Origin of the sequence: Pseudomonas sp. (genome assembly GCF_035512415.1) — a bacterium.
Taxonomy (GTDB): domain Bacteria; phylum Pseudomonadota; class Gammaproteobacteria; order Pseudomonadales; family Pseudomonadaceae; genus Aquipseudomonas.
In genome coordinates this window covers 26,993-41,887 of record NZ_DATKDZ010000008.1, presented here as the reverse complement: position 1 = coordinate 41,887, position 14,895 = coordinate 26,993, and the positions used below count along the sequence as shown (strand labels likewise).

Sequence of the window (14,895 nt, the reverse complement as noted above, 5' to 3'; positions counted from 1 at the left end):
GCCCACCTCGCCCTGCGTCCTCTCGCCCGCACAGCGGTAAACCTGCCGTGCGCCGCGTGGCCAAGGCGCCACCCGCCGAGCCGCGTTTGTTGGTGCTGAATAAGCCGTTCGATGTGCTGACCCAGTTCAACGACGAGCAGGGCCGCGTCACCCTCAAGGACTTTGTCAGCGTGCCGGGCGTATACCCCGCCGGGCGTCTGGATCGCGACAGCGAAGGCCTGCTGCTGCTGACCAACGACGGCGGCCTGCAGGCGCGCATCGCCGATCCCAAGCACAAGCTGGCCAAGACCTACTGGGTGCAGGTGGAGGGTGAACCGAGCGAGGCGCAGTTGCAGCAGCTACGTGATGGCGTGCAGTTGAATGACGGCCCGACCCTGCCGGCCGAAGCGCGGCAGCTGGATGAGCCGCAGCTGTGGGCGCGCAACCCGCCGGTGCGCTTTCGCAAAAGCATCCCGACCGCCTGGCTGGAGCTGGTAATTCGCGAGGGGCGCAACCGCCAGGTGCGCCGTATGACTGCGGCCGTGGGGCTGCCGACGCTGCGTCTGGTGCGGGTGCGTATCGGCCCGTTCAGCCTGGATGATTTGCAGCCGGGACAATGGCGCGAAGTGCCGGCCCGGCTCGATTGATCAGTAGCCGGCTTTGATAACGGCGATGCCTTTGTCCAGCACTTCATTCCACGCACTGCGGGTTTCGTTGCAGTACTGCTGATCATGCTCGCCGATGGTCAACAGCAGTGCTTGCTGCCACAGCACATACAGCTCTGGGCGAATGTCCATGGCGGCGCGGGAGTGGCTGCAGCCCAGGGCGCGCAACTTGGTGTCAGGCATGCCGCGCGCATGCATCACCAGGTTGAGAATGCCCTGACGCAAGAGCAGCTTTTGTCCGTTCATTTCGGTATTGGCGAACTTCTCGCGCACTTCGGGTGAGCTGGCGAGGAAGTGTCGGTAGAAGGCGTCGAAAAAGTCCGGGCTGGCACAGCAGCGTCCGTAGCTCTGCATTACGCGATCAGTGGCCTTCATGGTTGCTCCTGAAAAAGCCTGCCCGGGCCGCAGCGTGCTGCAGCCTGGGTGAGTGGTTCTGCCTGGGGGTGGGCTCCTGGGAGCCGGTGCGAAGTCTCGCGAGCTAGAGTCCTGCAAGGCAAGAATAGGCGAGGACGCGGAGTGTACTTTTGTACATGAGCAGTCCGAGCCTGTTCTTAACGCAGCAGGGCCGACGCGCAGCAGACTGTGGGTAAGTCCCTAAACGCCTTCCAGCCCGGCTATGACAAAGGTCTTGATAATAAAGCCGAGCACGCCCAGACCCAGGGCGAGGAACAGGATCATGCTGCCGAAGCGACCGGCCTTGGACTTCTTCGCCAGGTCCCAGACGATAAACGCCATAAACAGCACCAGGCCGCCGACCAGCACGGTCATCATCAGCTCTTCAAACAACGCAGTTTCCATCGCAACCTCTAATCAGCGAAAACAGGACTGTGCCGCCAACAGTGGCGGGAGGTGGGCGAGGCGATTGTTATTGTCTGAGCGCGAAGCTCTTATGGCGGGGCCGCACAAGGCACAGTAAAACGCCGGCGAGTATACGCCGCCGCGTGCCCTTTGCGATGCCCGGCAGATGCGCGGTGGCTTCAGCTGCGCAGGTGCTGCAGGGGCAGCTGGGTGCTGGAGAGGATCTGCTGCAGGACGAAGCTGGAGCGCACGCTGGAAACCCCCTCGATGCGGGTCAGGGTGCCCAGCAGCAGCTTCTGGTAGTGATCCATATCCGGCACCACCACCTTGAGCTGATAGTCGGCATCCATCCCGGTCACCAGGCAGCATTCGAGCACTTCCGGGCACTTGCGGATTTCTTCCTGAAAATGCTCGAAGCGCTCCGGGGTGTGTTTGTCCATGCCGATCAGCACATAGGCGGTGAGGCTCAGGCCGAGCTTCTTGCGGTCGAGCAGGGCCACCTGGCCGAGGATATAACCGTCGTCTTCCAGCTGCTTGACCCGTCGCGAGCAGGGCGAGGGCGACAGGCCGATACGTTCAGCCAGATCCTGGTTGGACAGGGTGGCGTCGCGCTGCAGTTCGGCGAGGATATTCAGGTCGTAGCGGTCAAGTCTGTTCATGTTTGCCACGCTTGCGTTATTAGATTGTGCTAAATCATGCGCCTGTAGCTATTAATTGCGCAAGTTATGGGTATATCAGCAATATTCGCAATCTTCTGCTGGGCGAGCACCGGTAAGCTTTACCTCAGTTTCAAGGCCCGGACAGCAAGTCCAGCCGCTTCGCCCAATCAGGTGAGCGGACGCCGCCGATCCCACCGGATCGCCACGGCACCCGGGTCCGCACTGCCCAACCAGGCGGGCGAAGAAAAAGGCGTTATCCTCGCCAATCACGGACACACGAAAAAGGGAGACCTGCAGGTCTCCCTTTTTTGTGGCTGTTATTTCAGTACTGCGTTGCGTTCAGGCGTCGGCACATAAGTGTGATTTGTAGGGTGCCGCGGGGCCGCCCAGGCCGTGCGCACCAAAGCTGGCTGCTGATTCTTGGTGCGCACGGCGCGCCCTACCGATTGCGGCCTCTGCAAGCAGCGTCATTCTTCCCCAAGCGCCTTATACACCACGTGATAGGTACATGGCTTTTTGTACCTGGGTTGTGGCTACAGCGCGGACGTACAGCCTACGAGGCCGCCGCGGTGCTGAGCGGGTCGGCATGCACCAGCACTTCGGCCCGGGGGAACTTGGCTCGAATCGCCGCTTCCACCTGGTCACACAGGCAATGGGCCTCAAGCAGGCTCAGGTCACCCGGCAACTCCACATGCAGCTGGACAAACCAGTGGGTGCCGGACAGCCGCGTGCGCAGGTCATGTGCGCCCAGTACGCCGGGTACGGCGCAGGCCAGGCTGTGCATCTGCGCGCTGATCTGCGGGTCGAGCTCCTGATCCATCAGCACCGCAGCGGCTTCGCGCACGATTCGGGTGGCGCTCCAGAAGATATACAGGGCGATAGCGATGCCGAAGATGGCGTCCAGTTGCGGCCAGCCGTAACTGGCCAGCACCAATGCCAGGAGGATGCTGCTGTTGAGCAGCAGGTCCGAGCGATAGTGCAGCGAGTCGGCGCGGATGGCGGTGGAGCCGGTCTGGCGCACCACATGGTTCTGGAATAGCAGCAGGGCGATGGTCAGGGCCAGCGACAGTAGCATCACCGCAATGCCCAGGGCCGGCGCGCCAATCGGTTCGGGGTGCAGCAGGCGATCGATGGCGTGGCTGCCTACCAGCAACGCACTGGCCCCGATAAACAGGGCCTGGCCAAGCCCGGCCAGGGCTTCGGCCTTGCCGTGGCCGTAGCGATGATCCTCGTCGGCCGGGCGCAGGGCGTAATGCACGGCGATCAGGTTGAGCAGCGAGGCTGCGCCGTCGAGCAGCGAGTCGGTCAGCCCCGCCAGCAGGCTGACCGAGCCGCTGAGCCACCAGGCGATGGCTTTGGCCAGGGCCAGCGTCAGGGCTACCGCCAGTGCGGCAAAGGTGGCCTGGCGCATCAGGCGGGCGTGTTGCGGCAATATGGTCACGGACTATCCAGAGTGGGGCGAGCGCTGCCAAGGCTAGCGCGCCTGGATTCACAAAATAAGAAAAGCCCGTCGCAATAACGGGCTTTTACTTTGGGGCTTTCTAGTGACGAGCTTAGGCTGCTGGGCGCAAACCATAGGCCGCCAACTGCTCGGCGCTGCCGCTGTGCTGGATCAGGCGTGGGTCATCCAGCGGCAGGCTGTGGCCCGTCTGCACTTCGATCAGGGCCTTGAGCTTGGCCGGGTCGATCTGGCCATCGGCCTCGACCAGGTTCTGCAGGTCTTCGGGGTTGACCTGGGAAGTCAGGCCGCCGGGCAGATAGATCGCGCCGGTGGCAAAGTCGATGCCGAAGGCGATCAGGCCGGGAATCACATAGAAGAGGATGCCGATGGCATTCAGGGCCGCCACCGCCGGGTCGATTCGACCTTCGATCTGGCCGCGGCGCTCCGGAAAGAACAGGGTGCCACAGGCGCTGAGTTGAGTGAGCAGGGTGGCGGCCAGCAGGCCACTGAGTACGCGCTTATAGATGGGCATTGAGTATCTCCTGAGAAAAACTGGCGCAACTATACAATCCCGGCACGGCAATAGCGCTATGCCATGTCTAAGACCGCAGCAATGGCCTCCGGGTTCGCCGCTATAATCGGTTCCCCCCGATTGGAGCCTTCATGACTTCCCTGCCTATCGATGGCCTTTTACCCGCCCTGTGCGCGGCCCTGGCCAGCCGCCACGAAGCCGTACTGGAAGCGCCGCCCGGTGCCGGCAAGACCACCCGCGTGCCCCTGGCCGTGCTGGATCAGCCCTGGCTGGCCGGGCAGACCATCATCATGCTCGAGCCGCGCCGCTTGGCCGCGCGCGCCGCTGCCGAACGCCTGGCCAGCGAGCTGGGCGAGCAGGTGGGGGAAACCGTTGGCTATCGCATCCGCCTGGACAGCAAAGTCGGCCCGCGCACCCGTATCGAAGTGGTCACCGAAGGCATACTGACCCGGCGGCTGCAGGACGACCCCGCGCTGGAAGGCGTGGGGCTGGTGATCTTCGATGAATTCCACGAACGCAGCCTGGATGCCGACCTGGCCCTGGCCCTGTGCCTTAACGGCCGAGCGATGTTGCGTGATGCGGATTCCGGCGAGCCGCCGCTGAAGGTATTGCTGATGTCGGCGACCCTGGAAGGCGAGCGCCTGGCCGGGCTGCTCAATGATGCGCCGGTGCTGCGCAGCGAAGGGCGCATGTTCCCGGTGGAGACCCGCTGGGGAACGCCGTTCCAGCCCGGCGACTGGCTTGAGCCACGGGTGGTGCAGGCGGTGCTGCAGGCCCTGGCCGACGAGCCGGGCAGCCTGCTGGTGTTTCTCCCCGGCCAGGCGGAGATCCGCCGGGTTGCCGAACAGCTGGCCACGGCCCTGGATGGGCGCACGGATATTCTGCTTTGCCCGCTGCATGGCGAGCTGGAGCTGAGCGCCCAACGCGCCGCCATCGAGCCGGCCCCCGCGGGGCGGCGCAAGGTGGTGCTGGCGACCAATATCGCCGAAACCAGCCTGACCATCGACGGCGTGCGCGTAGTGATCGATGCCGGCCTGGCGCGGGTGCCGCGCTTCGACCCGAACAGCGCCATGACCCGCCTGGACACCCAGCGTATTTCCCGCGCCTCGGCCACCCAGCGCGCCGGTCGCGCCGGCCGTCTGCAGCCGGGGGCTTGCTATCGGCTGTGGTCCCAGGCTCAGCACGAACAGCTGGCGGCCTACGGTGCGGCGGAAATTCTCCAGGCCGATCTCGCCGGGCTGGCGCTGCAGCTGGTGCGCTGGGGCGTGCAGCCGGCCGAGCTGGTCTGGCTCGATCCACCGCCGGCGGCGGCCTATGCCCAGGCCATGGAATTGCTGGCGCGCCTGGGCGCGGTGGATGCCCAGGGCGTATTGACGGTCCACGGCCAGGCCATGGCTGAGCTGCCGACTCATCCACGGATCGCCCACCTGCTGCTACGTGGCCAGGAATTGGGCCTTGGCCCACTGGCCTGCGACCTGGCCGCGCTGCTCGGCGAGCGCGATATTCTGCGCGGTGCGGGGGCCGATCTGCACAGTCGCCTGACCCTGCTGGCGGGTGAGTCGCGCGGTGCCCGAGGGGCCGCTCAAGGTGGGGTACAGCGTGCCCGGCAACTGGCCCGGCAGTTTCACGGTTACCTCAAGCGTCGGCCCAGCCCACAGGCGGTCAGTGACCCCGAGCATCCGCGTTGGTTGGGTGCGTTGCTGGCATTCGCCTACCCGGACCGGATCGCCCAGCAGCGCCGTGCCGGTGGCGCGGAATATCGCCTGGCCAACGGCCGCGCGGCGCTGTTTGCCGAAGCTGATGCCTTGATGAAGCACAGCTGGCTGGTGGTGGCCGACCTCGGCAGCCGTCAGGGCCAGCGCGAGGAGCGCATCTATCTGGCCGCCGACCTCGATCCGCAGCTGTTCGACAGCGTGCTGGCCGAGCAGGTCAGTGATCTTGATGTGCTCGACTGGGACGAGCGCGAAGGCGCGCTGCGGGCCGAACGCCAGCGCCGGGTTGGCGAGCTGGTGCTGGCCCGTGAGGCCCTTGCCGGGCTGGATGAACAACGGCGCAGCCAGGCCCTGCTCGGCCTGGTGCGGCGCAAAGGCCTGGCGCTGCTGCCCTGGACCCCGGAGCTGCGCCAATGGCAGGCGCGGGTGGCGTTGCTGCGCGGTCTCGACCTGGCGGGTAAGGGCCAGAGTGAGTGGCCGGATGTTGGCGATGCCGCGTTGCTGGCCAGCCTGGAGCACTGGCTGCAGCCCTATCTGGGCCGGGTCACCCGCCTTAGTCATTTCGCCAATCTGGATTTGCCCGGGCTGCTGCACAATCTGCTGCCCTGGCCGTTGCCGTCGCGCCTGGATGAACTGGCCCCACGCGCTGTGCAGGTGCCGTCCGGCTCGCGCATCGGCCTGGATTACAGCGAGCAGCCACCGGTATTGGCGGTGCGCCTGCAGGAGCTGTTCGGCCTGGCCGATACGCCGCGTATCGCCGGTGGCCGCCAGGTGGTCAAGTTGCACCTGCTGTCGCCGGCACGCCGTCCGGTGCAGGTGACCCAGGACCTGGCCAACTTCTGGCGCAGCACCTACGCCGAGGTAAAGAAGGATCTCAAGGGCCGTTATCCCAAGCATTACTGGCCCGATGACCCGCTGATCGCCGAGCCAACGGCGCGGGCCAAACCGCGTAAATAGTAGGCCCGCTCAAGGCTGTGGGCTGGCTGAGGGGCGCAGTTCGGCAATGGCCTGATTGATTCTGTCCAGGCTGTGCTGGGGAACCTGCTTGCTGCACCACATATGACGCTGGCCGCCGTCGGGGCTGTCGCTGAAGCGAATATATTTGAAGTCGCCCGGGTCGAATTCGGAGTGGCGGATCAGTTCGCTGGCCTCTTCCTCAGCGATAAAGAAGTAGTCGGCGCGGTCGAGGGCGATCATGCGCAGCATATTGATATTTTCCACCGTGGTTTTCATGCGCCGGGGATCGAGCTGGTGAATAAGCGCATCGATATGTTCGCCGTAGGAGTAGCCATCCTTGACCAGTAGGCGCAGTTCGCGGTTTTGCAGCACCTGCGCCAGGGGGCTGCCGCTGTCGATGTTGATATTGCTGAACAGCGCCAGGCCAATGGTCGGCTTGTCCTGATACAGGGGCAGGGAAAAATTGCCGATCAGCTCGCGCTGCGGATTTTTGTACCAGCCGACCATACAGTCCGCCCCTGCGTTCCTTTCGAGGAGCTGAATCTGCCGGTTGGAAGGGGTTTTCTCCCATTTGAAGTCAATGCCGGCGTGGCGCAGGGCCTGCGCCGCGGGGGTCGCGGTAAGGCCTGCTATCTCGCCGTTGTCCAGGGTCTGCAGGTAAGGCGCGCGTTCGTTGTAATGCAGGGTGATAAAGGGGCTGCCCTGGGCCGTGGCCGTGAGCGTCGCTGCCAATAGCCAGCAGGCTATCTTGATGATGAGGAATTTCTGTTTGTTGGCCATGCGTGCCGTCGTTCCATGAGGGGGCTGCGTTAACAGTTTTAGCCTAGCAGGCGGCTGTTGGATGGTGGATATGCCGCTTGTCGCGACGGGCGGCGCGTTTAATACAGGCGTAAATCCGCGCCCTCTGCCTGCAATTGCTCGTAAGCCAGGTCCAGCGCATCGCGCAGGGCTACGGCGTTGGGGGCTTTGTTGGAGAAGATCAGTTTAGCCGTCAGCCGATACAGGACCTGGTACGGCACGGGGGGAATGTCGAGTTGGCGACGGGCCAGCTCCACTGGGGTGCGATAGTCGAGGAGGAGGTCGCCGCGATGGCGCTGGAGCATTTCCAGGGCGGCACCGTGGCTGCTGGTGCTGTGGATGCGCAGGTTCAGCCTGGGGTCTTGCAGCCAGTCGCTGAAAGGCTTGAAGTAGGTGTAGCCGCTGATCACGATAACGCTGCGCCCGGCCAGTTCTTCCGGCAATTTGAGTGGCGGCATGCCCGGGCGGCGGTAGAGCACCAGGTCGAGTTTGCCGAGCTCGCGATTGCTTTCCAGTACCTGATCGCGCAGTACTTCCTTGCCGGCCACGCCCGGCCAGATGTGCACGCTGCCGTCACGCAGGCCGGCGTACAGTCGCGCGCTGGGCAGGCCGCGGAACTCGCCGCGGTAGCCGGCCTTGTCCAGCAGGCGCCGGAGCAGAACCAGGGCGGCACCCACGGAGCGACCTTCAGCGTCGGTGTAGGTGTAGGGCGGAAATTCGTAATAGCCAATCGTGACCAACGGCCTTGGAGCCTCCTCGGCGAGGCTCGTCCCGCAGCGCAGGGCGCTGCAGAACAGAAGGCAGAAAAATAATCGCATGGGTCACCTCGCCGTGCCGTTATTTTCAGGCTTTGCCGCCGTTAGCTGTTGCACCTGCCGTGGGCGCGGCTTCAGTCGCGAAATTCGCGGGTAAGTCCGCTCCCGCAAGAGCCCAAGAATCTGAGCCTAATCCTTATTTAAGGCTCTGCACCCGTGATGTGCTGCGCGATGTTCGACCCGTCCCCTCGCGCGGTGGGTTAGGGCAGGCTCAAGTCGGCACCGGCCGCCTGTAGCTCCTCGTAGGCGCGGTCGAGAGCGTCGCGCAAGGCTTCTGCGCCAGGGGTGTGGCGCGAGATGATCAGCTTCAGGGGGATGCGCTGCAGCTGGATAAAGGGCAATTCGCCCATGCCCAGGCGTCGGCGCGCCTGTTCCACCGGGGTCTGGTAGTCGAGCAAATAATCTGCGCGGTGGCGCTGGAGCATTTCCAGGGCGGCGGTGTGGGTGCTGGTGCGATGCTGTTCGATGGCCAGGCGCGGGTCGTTGATCATCTGGTTGACCGGTTCCCAGTAGGTGTAACCGGTAATCATGATCACCCCGCTGTTTTTCAGGTCATCCGGCAGACGCGGCAGCAGGGTGTCCTTGCGAAAGTACAGGTTGAGGGCGATTTCACCGACCACGGTGCGGGTTTCCAGGGTGTGTTCGAGCAGTTCGCGCTTGCCCGGGGCTCCCGGCCAGATATGCACGCTGCCGTCCTGCAGGCCGCTGTACAGCCGCGCGCTGGGGTAGGCGCGGGTGACGACGGCATAGCCGGCGTGCTCGAGCAGGCGCTTGGTCAGGTGCAGAATGGCCCCGCTGGGGCGTCCCTGGCTGTCGCTGTAGGAGTAGGGCGGAAATTCGTAATAGCCCATCTGCACCAGTGGTTGCACGGTGCGGGCGGGAGCGTCGGCGTGGCTTGTCGCGGACCAGCACAGGGCGACAAGCATGAGGCAGAGAAATCTTGGCATCAAATAGGCACGTACTGCGGCTCTTATGCCGTTTTTTGTTTAATGCAGTCACGGCCAAGCATGGCTAAGGGCCGTTGATTTTGTCCAGTCGATTGCTGCTACAGATTAGTCCACTGCCGGCAGTAGCAGGCGGGCCAGCAGCGGCAGGTGGTCGGAAATCTCCAGGGTGTCGTGCTGCCTGACCTGTCCATCGAGCAGCGTCAGTTGCGGGCTGTGGAACAGGTAATCGAGGGTGCGGTCGGCCTGGGGCGGGCCTGCGCTGTTGGGGGCGTGGGTGTACCAGGCCGCTTGCTCAGGGCCGCTGGCCTGGGCCGTGCTGGGGACCATCGGGTAGCGCGCGGCCAGTTGCTGCAGTTCGCTGCGGGGGGCATACCAGCTGCGCTGTTCGGCGGGCAGGCGCTGGTACTGGCCGGCTGGCAGCAGGTTGAAGTCACCGCCCAGCACCCAGGGCGTGCCGCGGCCCTGCAACTGGTCGAGCAGGCTGCCGGTCATGGCCACCTGTTGCTGCATGGTGTCGTCGCCCTGGGCGAAGGCATCGAGGTGGGTGTTGATCGCTGCCAGTTCGCCGCCGCCGCGCAGCGGCAGGTAGCTGACCAGCAGGGCGCGCTTGAGGTTGAACTGGCGGCTGATCAGGTTGCCGGGCATCTGCGGCAGTTGCAGGCGTTCGGCGCGTTCGATCTGGTAGCGGCTAAGGGTGGCGAGTTTCATGCCGACGCTGCCGAGAATCTTCGGGTGCGGGACGAACCCGGCTTTCCAGTAGAAGGCCTGGGTGCTGCAGGGGTAGAGGTCGCGCAGACGGCTCTGCAGCAGGGCCAGCTGATCCTGGTAGTCGCTGGCCCGGGCCCCGTCGTGCAGCTCTTGCAGGAGGACGATATCCGCCTGTTCGTCGCGCACCACCCGGACCACTTCATCCAGGGTAAAGGCCAGATCGGCGCTGCTGGGGCGCAGATCCGGGCCGCTGCCGCCTTCCAGGTCGTACCAGAACACATGGTTCTTGCCGGCCAGGTACTGGATATTCCAGGTCATCACCTTCAGCGCCTGGCCCGGCTGCAGCAGCGGGGCCTGGCTCTGGCACTCGACGGCCGCGGTCTCCCGCGGCGCGGGTCGCCAGGTCAGGGCGTAGATCAGCGCGGCAAGGATGCAGAACAGGCTCAGCAGGCTGAACAGGGTAATGGACAGAAGGCGAGACAGGGGCATGGGCGGGTCGGGGCGCAGGGGCTTGGGCTATGCTGAAGTCATCGAGCATACCCGAGATGCCCCCGGGTGCCGATGTTCTTCCAGTTGCCCCAGCTACTGCGGGAGGTAGGTATGTCCGAGCCGATCATTGCCCAGCGCGGCCCCTATGCGGTGGATGTGCAGGCCGGGCAGGATTATTTCTGGTGTCGCTGTGGCCGCAGCGCCGCCCAGCCGTTCTGCGATGGCAGCCATAAGGGCAGCGGCATCACGCCCCTGTGTTACCGCGCCGAGACGGATGGCAAGCTGTTCTTCTGCGGCTGCAAGCACAGCCAGACGCCGCCCTGTTGCGATGGCAGCCATAACAGGTTGTAGTAGCGCCTTTACCGTCAGCCGCGCGTAAGGGACAGCCATGTATCGCAAGGTATTCGCCAACAAGGTATTCGACCGCAAGGTCGTGGTTATCACCGGCGGCTGTGCCGGCATCGGCCGCGCGCTGGCCGTGCGTCTGGCCCAGGCCGGTGCCCGCCTGGTGATCTTCGACCTGCAGCAGCAGGCCCTGGACAGCCTGGTGCAGCACCTGGCCGATCACCACAACGCCGAGGCCCTCGGTGTGCTCTGCGATGTCGCCGATGCCGCGGCGGTGGAGCGCGCCATGGCCCTGACCGTCGAGCGCTTCGGCGGCATCGACGTGCTGGTCAACAACGCCGGCATCACCCACCGCAGCAGCTTCGCCGATACCGAGCTGGCGGTGTTCCAGCGGATCATGGCGGTCAACTACTTCGGGGCCCTGCATTGCACCAAGGCGGCCCTGCCCAGCCTGATTGCCCGGGGCGGGCAGATCATCGTGCTCAGCTCGCTGTCCGGCTTTGCGCCGCTGCTCTATCGCAGCGCTTACAACGCCAGCAAGCATGCCCTGCACGGGCTGTTCGAAACTCTGCGTTATGAACTCAAAGGCTCGGGGGTCAACGTGATGCTGGTGTGTCCCGGCTTTACCGCCACCGACCTGCGCAAGAATGCCCTGGTGGGGGATGGTTCGGTGGCTGCGCAGCCGCCGCTGGCGATGGGCAAGGTGGCGTCGCCGCAGGATGTCGCCGAAGCCATCTACCATGGGGCCCTGAAGCGCCGGCGCTTGCTGGTGCTGTCCAATGTCGACTGGCGGGCACGGGTACTGGCGCGGTTCTTCCCGCGGCTGTTCGAGCGGGTGCTGTTGCCGCGGCTGTCAGGCATGAAGCCGCGTCCGGGCGGCCATTAACAGGCCGCTGAAAAACTACCTACGTTGCCGATACGGCGTTAAAAACAGGCTCGGAATGCTCATTTACAACTCGTAAACTCCGCTTCCTCGCCTGTTTTTGCCTTGTCTCGGCTGCCTCGCCTACATTTTTCAACGGCCTGTTAAGCCGCGCTGTCAGTGCTCGTGGGGCTCGATATAGAGCTCGTACACCTGGTCCAGATCCCAGAACGCCGCTTCGATCTTGTGCCCGTCGAGGTCGCGGACAAAGCAGCCGTAATAGGGCTCGCCGTATTCGGCGCGGGGGCCGGGCGCGCCTTCGTCCGTGGCCCCGGCGTCCAGCGCGGCGCGGTAGAACTCATGCACGGCAGCCTTGTTTGGGGCGACAAAGCCGAAATGGCTGCCGTTGCCGATACTCGCCGGTTGGCCGTCGATGGGCGTCTGCACCCAGAACTCCGGGTATTCACGGCCGTAGGCGATGGCACCAGGGTGGGCGAGGATGCGTTTGCAGCCCAGGGTGGCCAGCACCTGATCGTAGAAGGCGGTGGCCTGCTCGAAATTGTTGGTGCCGATGGATAGATGGGAAAGGATGCTGGGATTGGCGTCAGCCATGAGCCGTCCTCCTTGAGGTGTAGCTGCCTTCACTCGATAGCGGGCTGGGTGCTGCGCAGCATAAACAGTCGAAATAACACGACACTCGAGAATAGCTGCACAAAGCGATTCATGCTGCTCAGCAGGAGACTGGCGAGGGGCTCGGCATCCAGCCCGGCGCTCTCCTGCACCCAGGCTTCAAACAGCCACAGCGGCAGCATCACGCCGAGCACGCACAAGAGAATCGGCCAGAAGTAGCCGTTGGTCATCTCGAAGCTTTCGCGCAGGGCCTTGAGCGGGCCGAGGCCGCGCAGCACCAGCAGGTATTCGGCAAAGGCCAGCTTGATCATCAGCCACAGCCCCGGCAATACGAACAGCGAGGCCCCCAGCAGAATCGCCAGAGTACTTAGGGCGGCCAGCAGGGCAAAGCTCGGCCACAGGCGCAGGCTGAATGCCAACAGGTCGCGGGCGCGGGGCGTTTGGCCGTTGCTGCGGGCATCGAGAAACAGGATCAATGCGGCGGCATACAGCGGGTAGAACAGCAGGCCGGCGAGAATCCGCGAGGCGGCGGCCGACTCGCTATCGACCAGGCTGCTCACCTGTTGCAGAAACAGGCTCTCCAGCACAATCAGCGGCAGGCACAGACGGGCGATGGCCAGCAGGTTATGGCTGAAGAAGAACCAGGAATCGCGGAGCACGTGGAGCGGATTCATCGAGGGATGGCGTCGTGTCAAAGGGCAGGCCGCCACTTTAGCAGGCCGTTGAAAAACTACCTACGTTGGCCCTTTTCATTGAAAAGACAGGGCGTTAAAAACAGGCTCGGAAAGCCGCTTGCGGCTAACGCGCTTTAGCGCGACCCGAAGGGCGAGTGAAACGAGTAATGCTCGTTTACAGTCCGTAAACTCGGGTGCGAGCCCAGTCCGCTTGATTCGCTGCGCTCACCCTGCGGGTCAGCCGTTGGCTGTTACTACGCTGCGCTACGTATCTCGCCTGTTTTTGTGACGCCGCCATCGGTATTGTCTTGCCTGCCTCGGCTCGGGCTTCCTGCTTCGCTATACCTCCTGCATCCATGCAGTCGTCGCCTACGTTTTTCAACTACCTGCTCGCCGATTGGCGGGTATGGCTCCAACGCAGCGCTGCCGACTGATCACCGGCTGGGCCTTTTGCGGCCAGCGTGCTGCGCCTTCTGGCATACTGCCCGGCGCTTAATGCATAGCCACGAGGATTGCCGGTGAAGAAGATCGCCGTATTCGCCGATGTACAGAACCTCTATTACACGGTGCGCCAGGCCTATGGCTGCCACTTCAACTATGCCGCGCTGTGGGCCGATATCAGCCAGCACGGGCAGATAGTCGAGGCCTATGCCTATGCCATCGACCGTGGCGATGCCAAGCAGCAGCAGTTCCAGCAGATTCTGCGCAACCTCGGTTTTACCGTGAAGCTCAAACCCTATATCCAGCGCAGCGACGGCTCGGCCAAGGGCGACTGGGACGTGGGCATCACCATCGACATCATGGACGCCGCGCCACGGGTCGATCAGGTGGTACTGGCCTCCGGCGATGGCGACTTCGACCTGCTACTGGAGAAGATTCGCGGCAGCCACGGTGTCGAGGCGGTGGCCTACGGCGTGCCGGGGCTGACCGCGCAATCGCTGGTGCGCGCCGCCAGCCGCTATGTGCCGATCGAAGGCAGCCTGTTGCTGAGAAACTGATAAATGCTTGCAGATTCCATCGCCGTACTCGATTTCGAAACCACCGGCCTGTCGCCGGCCCAGCAGGCCCGCGCCACCGAGATCGGTGTGGTGATAGTCGAAGGTGGGCAGATCGTTGCCCGTTACCAGAGCCTGATGAACAGCGGTGCCTGGGTACCGCCCTTTATCGAGCAGCTCACCGGTATCAGCAACGCCATGCTGCGCAACGCCCCGCCTGCCGCTCAGGTGATGAACGAGGTGGCGGACTTCGTCGGTGAGCGACCGTTGCTGGCGCACAACGCCAGTTTCGACCAGAAGTTCTGGGATGCCGAACTGGCCCTGGTACGCCGTCGCCGGGTGCAACCCTTCGCCTGCTCGCTGCTGCTGGCGCGCCGGCTGCTGCCCATGGCCCCCAGTCACAAACTCGGCAACCTTAATAGCTGGATCGGCTTGCCCGACACCGGCCAGGCTCACCGGGCCCTGGCCGATGCGGAAATGGCCGCCAACCTGACCTGCTTTATGGCCGCGCTGCTGCGCGAGCGTCATGGCCTTGCCGAGGTGTCCCACTCATTGCTCTGCAGCCTGCAAAAAGTCCCCGCCGCCAAAATGGCCCAGGCGCTGCAGCGGGTGCGTGGGTTCTAGCGGATAGGTATTTATTCGCTGATCGCGGCCAAGGCCGCTCCTACGGGGCACCCCAACCCCCGGAATGCGCCAACCTGTCCGGGCTTCCAGGTATCGCTTTTGTAGGGAGGACATGGCGAAGCCTTGTCCACCGTTGGCCCCCGAGGTGGCGTAAGACCCGTAGCCCGGATGCAATCCGGGGATGGCCTTATGGCTACCACCGATGCCCCGGATTTCATCCGGGCTACAAGGCCGCGTAGGTTGGCGCTGAGCTTGCGAAGCCCAG

At 64.1% G+C, this 14,895-nt stretch carries 17 protein-coding genes; 6 read left to right on the top strand and 11 right to left on the bottom strand.

Annotation, left to right across the window (positions count from 1 at the left end; all coding sequences use genetic code 11):
* Positions 1-56: 56 nt before the first annotated feature.
* Positions 57-626 carry a pseudouridine synthase gene (locus VMP31_RS03425; RefSeq protein ID WP_325504134.1) on the top strand — a complete coding sequence of 190 codons (570 nt, stop codon included), beginning with the start codon at positions 57-59 and terminating at the stop codon, positions 624-626.
* Here the strand turns inward: VMP31_RS03425 and VMP31_RS03420 are convergent, their stop codons facing one another.
* From VMP31_RS03420 to VMP31_RS03400, 5 genes are all read right to left on the bottom strand, one after another.
* Positions 627-1,019, bottom strand: coding sequence for a globin (locus VMP31_RS03420; RefSeq protein WP_325504089.1), 393 nt, complete (start codon positions 1,017-1,019; stop codon positions 627-629). It lies immediately after the preceding gene.
* A 219-nt stretch (positions 1,020-1,238) separates the two neighbouring features.
* Positions 1,239-1,442: a DUF2788 domain-containing protein gene (locus VMP31_RS03415; protein WP_325504087.1), complete on the bottom strand. Its 204-nt coding sequence runs from the start codon at positions 1,440-1,442 to the stop codon at positions 1,239-1,241.
* A gap of 179 nt (positions 1,443-1,621) precedes the next feature.
* Positions 1,622-2,101, bottom strand: coding sequence for an Lrp/AsnC family transcriptional regulator (locus VMP31_RS03410; protein WP_325504085.1), 480 nt, complete (start codon positions 2,099-2,101; stop codon positions 1,622-1,624).
* Positions 2,102-2,654: 553 nt separating this feature from the next.
* Positions 2,655-3,512, bottom strand: coding sequence for a cation diffusion facilitator family transporter (locus VMP31_RS03405; RefSeq protein ID WP_414705426.1), 858 nt, complete (start codon positions 3,510-3,512; stop codon positions 2,655-2,657).
* Positions 3,513-3,654: 142 nt separating this feature from the next.
* A complete protein-coding gene (locus tag VMP31_RS03400) occupies positions 3,655-4,074 on the bottom strand; it encodes a polyribonucleotide nucleotidyltransferase (protein WP_325504081.1) in 420 nt (139 codons plus the stop codon).
* A 131-nt stretch (positions 4,075-4,205) separates the two neighbouring features.
* Here VMP31_RS03400 and hrpB point away from each other — a divergent pair, with 131 nt between their 5' ends.
* Entirely contained in the window at positions 4,206-6,743 is a 2,538-nt protein-coding gene (gene hrpB, locus VMP31_RS03395) for an ATP-dependent helicase HrpB (protein ID WP_325504079.1), read from the top strand.
* A gap of 9 nt (positions 6,744-6,752) precedes the next feature.
* On the opposite strand, the gene VMP31_RS03390 is transcribed toward hrpB, so the two are convergent.
* The 4 genes from VMP31_RS03390 to VMP31_RS03375 all read right to left on the bottom strand — a co-directional run bounded on the left by VMP31_RS03390 (position 6,753) and on the right by VMP31_RS03375 (position 10,500).
* Positions 6,753-7,523, bottom strand: a complete 771-nt coding sequence (locus tag VMP31_RS03390; protein WP_325504077.1) for a transporter substrate-binding domain-containing protein — start codon at positions 7,521-7,523, stop codon at positions 6,753-6,755.
* 98 nt (positions 7,524-7,621) lie between these two features.
* On the bottom strand, positions 7,622-8,281 hold the full coding sequence (locus tag VMP31_RS03385; protein WP_325504075.1) for a transporter substrate-binding domain-containing protein: 660 nt from the start codon (positions 8,279-8,281) through the stop codon (positions 7,622-7,624).
* 275 nt (positions 8,282-8,556) lie between these two features.
* Positions 8,557-9,303 (bottom strand): substrate-binding periplasmic protein, encoded by a 747-nt coding sequence (locus VMP31_RS03380; protein ID WP_414705425.1) that lies wholly within the window; start codon positions 9,301-9,303, stop codon positions 8,557-8,559.
* A gap of 105 nt (positions 9,304-9,408) precedes the next feature.
* A complete protein-coding gene (locus VMP31_RS03375) occupies positions 9,409-10,500 on the bottom strand; it encodes an endonuclease/exonuclease/phosphatase family protein (protein ID WP_325504071.1) in 1,092 nt (363 codons plus the stop codon).
* Positions 10,501-10,611: 111 nt separating this feature from the next.
* Between VMP31_RS03375 and VMP31_RS03370 the strand changes: the two genes are divergently transcribed.
* Both VMP31_RS03370 and VMP31_RS03365 read left to right on the top strand, forming a co-directional pair.
* Positions 10,612-10,851, top strand: a complete 240-nt coding sequence (locus VMP31_RS03370; RefSeq protein ID WP_325504069.1) for a CDGSH iron-sulfur domain-containing protein — start codon at positions 10,612-10,614, stop codon at positions 10,849-10,851.
* A 37-nt stretch (positions 10,852-10,888) separates the two neighbouring features.
* Positions 10,889-11,731: an SDR family oxidoreductase gene (locus tag VMP31_RS03365; protein WP_325504067.1), complete on the top strand. Its 843-nt coding sequence runs from the start codon at positions 10,889-10,891 to the stop codon at positions 11,729-11,731.
* Between the two features lie 153 nt (positions 11,732-11,884).
* On the opposite strand, the gene VMP31_RS03360 is transcribed toward VMP31_RS03365, so the two are convergent.
* Together VMP31_RS03360 and VMP31_RS03355 are read right to left on the bottom strand one after the other, a co-directional pair.
* Positions 11,885-12,319 carry a VOC family protein gene (locus tag VMP31_RS03360; protein WP_325504065.1) on the bottom strand — a complete coding sequence of 145 codons (435 nt, stop codon included), beginning with the start codon at positions 12,317-12,319 and terminating at the stop codon, positions 11,885-11,887.
* 29 nt (positions 12,320-12,348) lie between these two features.
* On the bottom strand, positions 12,349-13,011 hold the full coding sequence (locus tag VMP31_RS03355; protein WP_325504063.1) for a YciC family protein: 663 nt from the start codon (positions 13,009-13,011) through the stop codon (positions 12,349-12,351).
* A 518-nt stretch (positions 13,012-13,529) separates the two neighbouring features.
* Here VMP31_RS03355 and VMP31_RS03350 point away from each other — a divergent pair.
* Both VMP31_RS03350 and VMP31_RS03345 read left to right on the top strand, forming a co-directional pair.
* Complete coding sequence (locus tag VMP31_RS03350) at positions 13,530-14,009, top strand: NYN domain-containing protein (protein WP_325504061.1); 480 nt, start codon at positions 13,530-13,532, stop codon at positions 14,007-14,009.
* A 3-nt stretch (positions 14,010-14,012) separates the two neighbouring features.
* Entirely contained in the window at positions 14,013-14,630 is a 618-nt protein-coding gene (locus VMP31_RS03345) for a 3'-5' exonuclease (RefSeq protein WP_325504059.1), read from the top strand.
* The last annotated feature ends 265 nt before the right edge of the window (positions 14,631-14,895 follow it).

What these genes read in the sequence shown, in the direction of transcription:
- VMP31_RS03420 (WP_325504089.1), bottom strand. Translation starts at nt 1,019, where the DNA reads ATGAAGGCCACTGATCGCGTAATGCAGAGCTACGGACGCTGCTGTGCC.
- VMP31_RS03415 (WP_325504087.1), bottom strand. Translation starts at nt 1,442, where the DNA reads ATGGAAACTGCGTTGTTTGAAGAGCTGATGATGACCGTGCTGGTCGGC.
- VMP31_RS03410 (WP_325504085.1), bottom strand. Translation starts at nt 2,101, where the DNA reads ATGAACAGACTTGACCGCTACGACCTGAATATCCTCGCCGAACTGCAG.
- VMP31_RS03405 (WP_414705426.1), bottom strand. Translation starts at nt 3,512, where the DNA reads ATGCGCCAGGCCACCTTTGCCGCACTGGCGGTAGCCCTGACGCTGGCC.
- VMP31_RS03400 (WP_325504081.1), bottom strand. Translation starts at nt 4,074, where the DNA reads ATGCCCATCTATAAGCGCGTACTCAGTGGCCTGCTGGCCGCCACCCTG.
- hrpB (WP_325504079.1), top strand. Translation starts at nt 4,206, where the DNA reads ATGACTTCCCTGCCTATCGATGGCCTTTTACCCGCCCTGTGCGCGGCC.
- VMP31_RS03390 (WP_325504077.1), bottom strand. Translation starts at nt 7,523, where the DNA reads ATGGCCAACAAACAGAAATTCCTCATCATCAAGATAGCCTGCTGGCTA.
- VMP31_RS03380 (WP_414705425.1), bottom strand. Translation starts at nt 9,303, where the DNA reads ATGCCAAGATTTCTCTGCCTCATGCTTGTCGCCCTGTGCTGGTCCGCG.
- VMP31_RS03375 (WP_325504071.1), bottom strand. Translation starts at nt 10,500, where the DNA reads ATGCCCCTGTCTCGCCTTCTGTCCATTACCCTGTTCAGCCTGCTGAGC.
- VMP31_RS03370 (WP_325504069.1), top strand. Translation starts at nt 10,612, where the DNA reads ATGTCCGAGCCGATCATTGCCCAGCGCGGCCCCTATGCGGTGGATGTG.
- VMP31_RS03365 (WP_325504067.1), top strand. Translation starts at nt 10,889, where the DNA reads ATGTATCGCAAGGTATTCGCCAACAAGGTATTCGACCGCAAGGTCGTG.
- VMP31_RS03360 (WP_325504065.1), bottom strand. Translation starts at nt 12,319, where the DNA reads ATGGCTGACGCCAATCCCAGCATCCTTTCCCATCTATCCATCGGCACC.
- VMP31_RS03355 (WP_325504063.1), bottom strand. Translation starts at nt 13,011, where the DNA reads ATGAATCCGCTCCACGTGCTCCGCGATTCCTGGTTCTTCTTCAGCCAT.
- VMP31_RS03345 (WP_325504059.1), top strand. Translation starts at nt 14,013, where the DNA reads ATGCTTGCAGATTCCATCGCCGTACTCGATTTCGAAACCACCGGCCTG.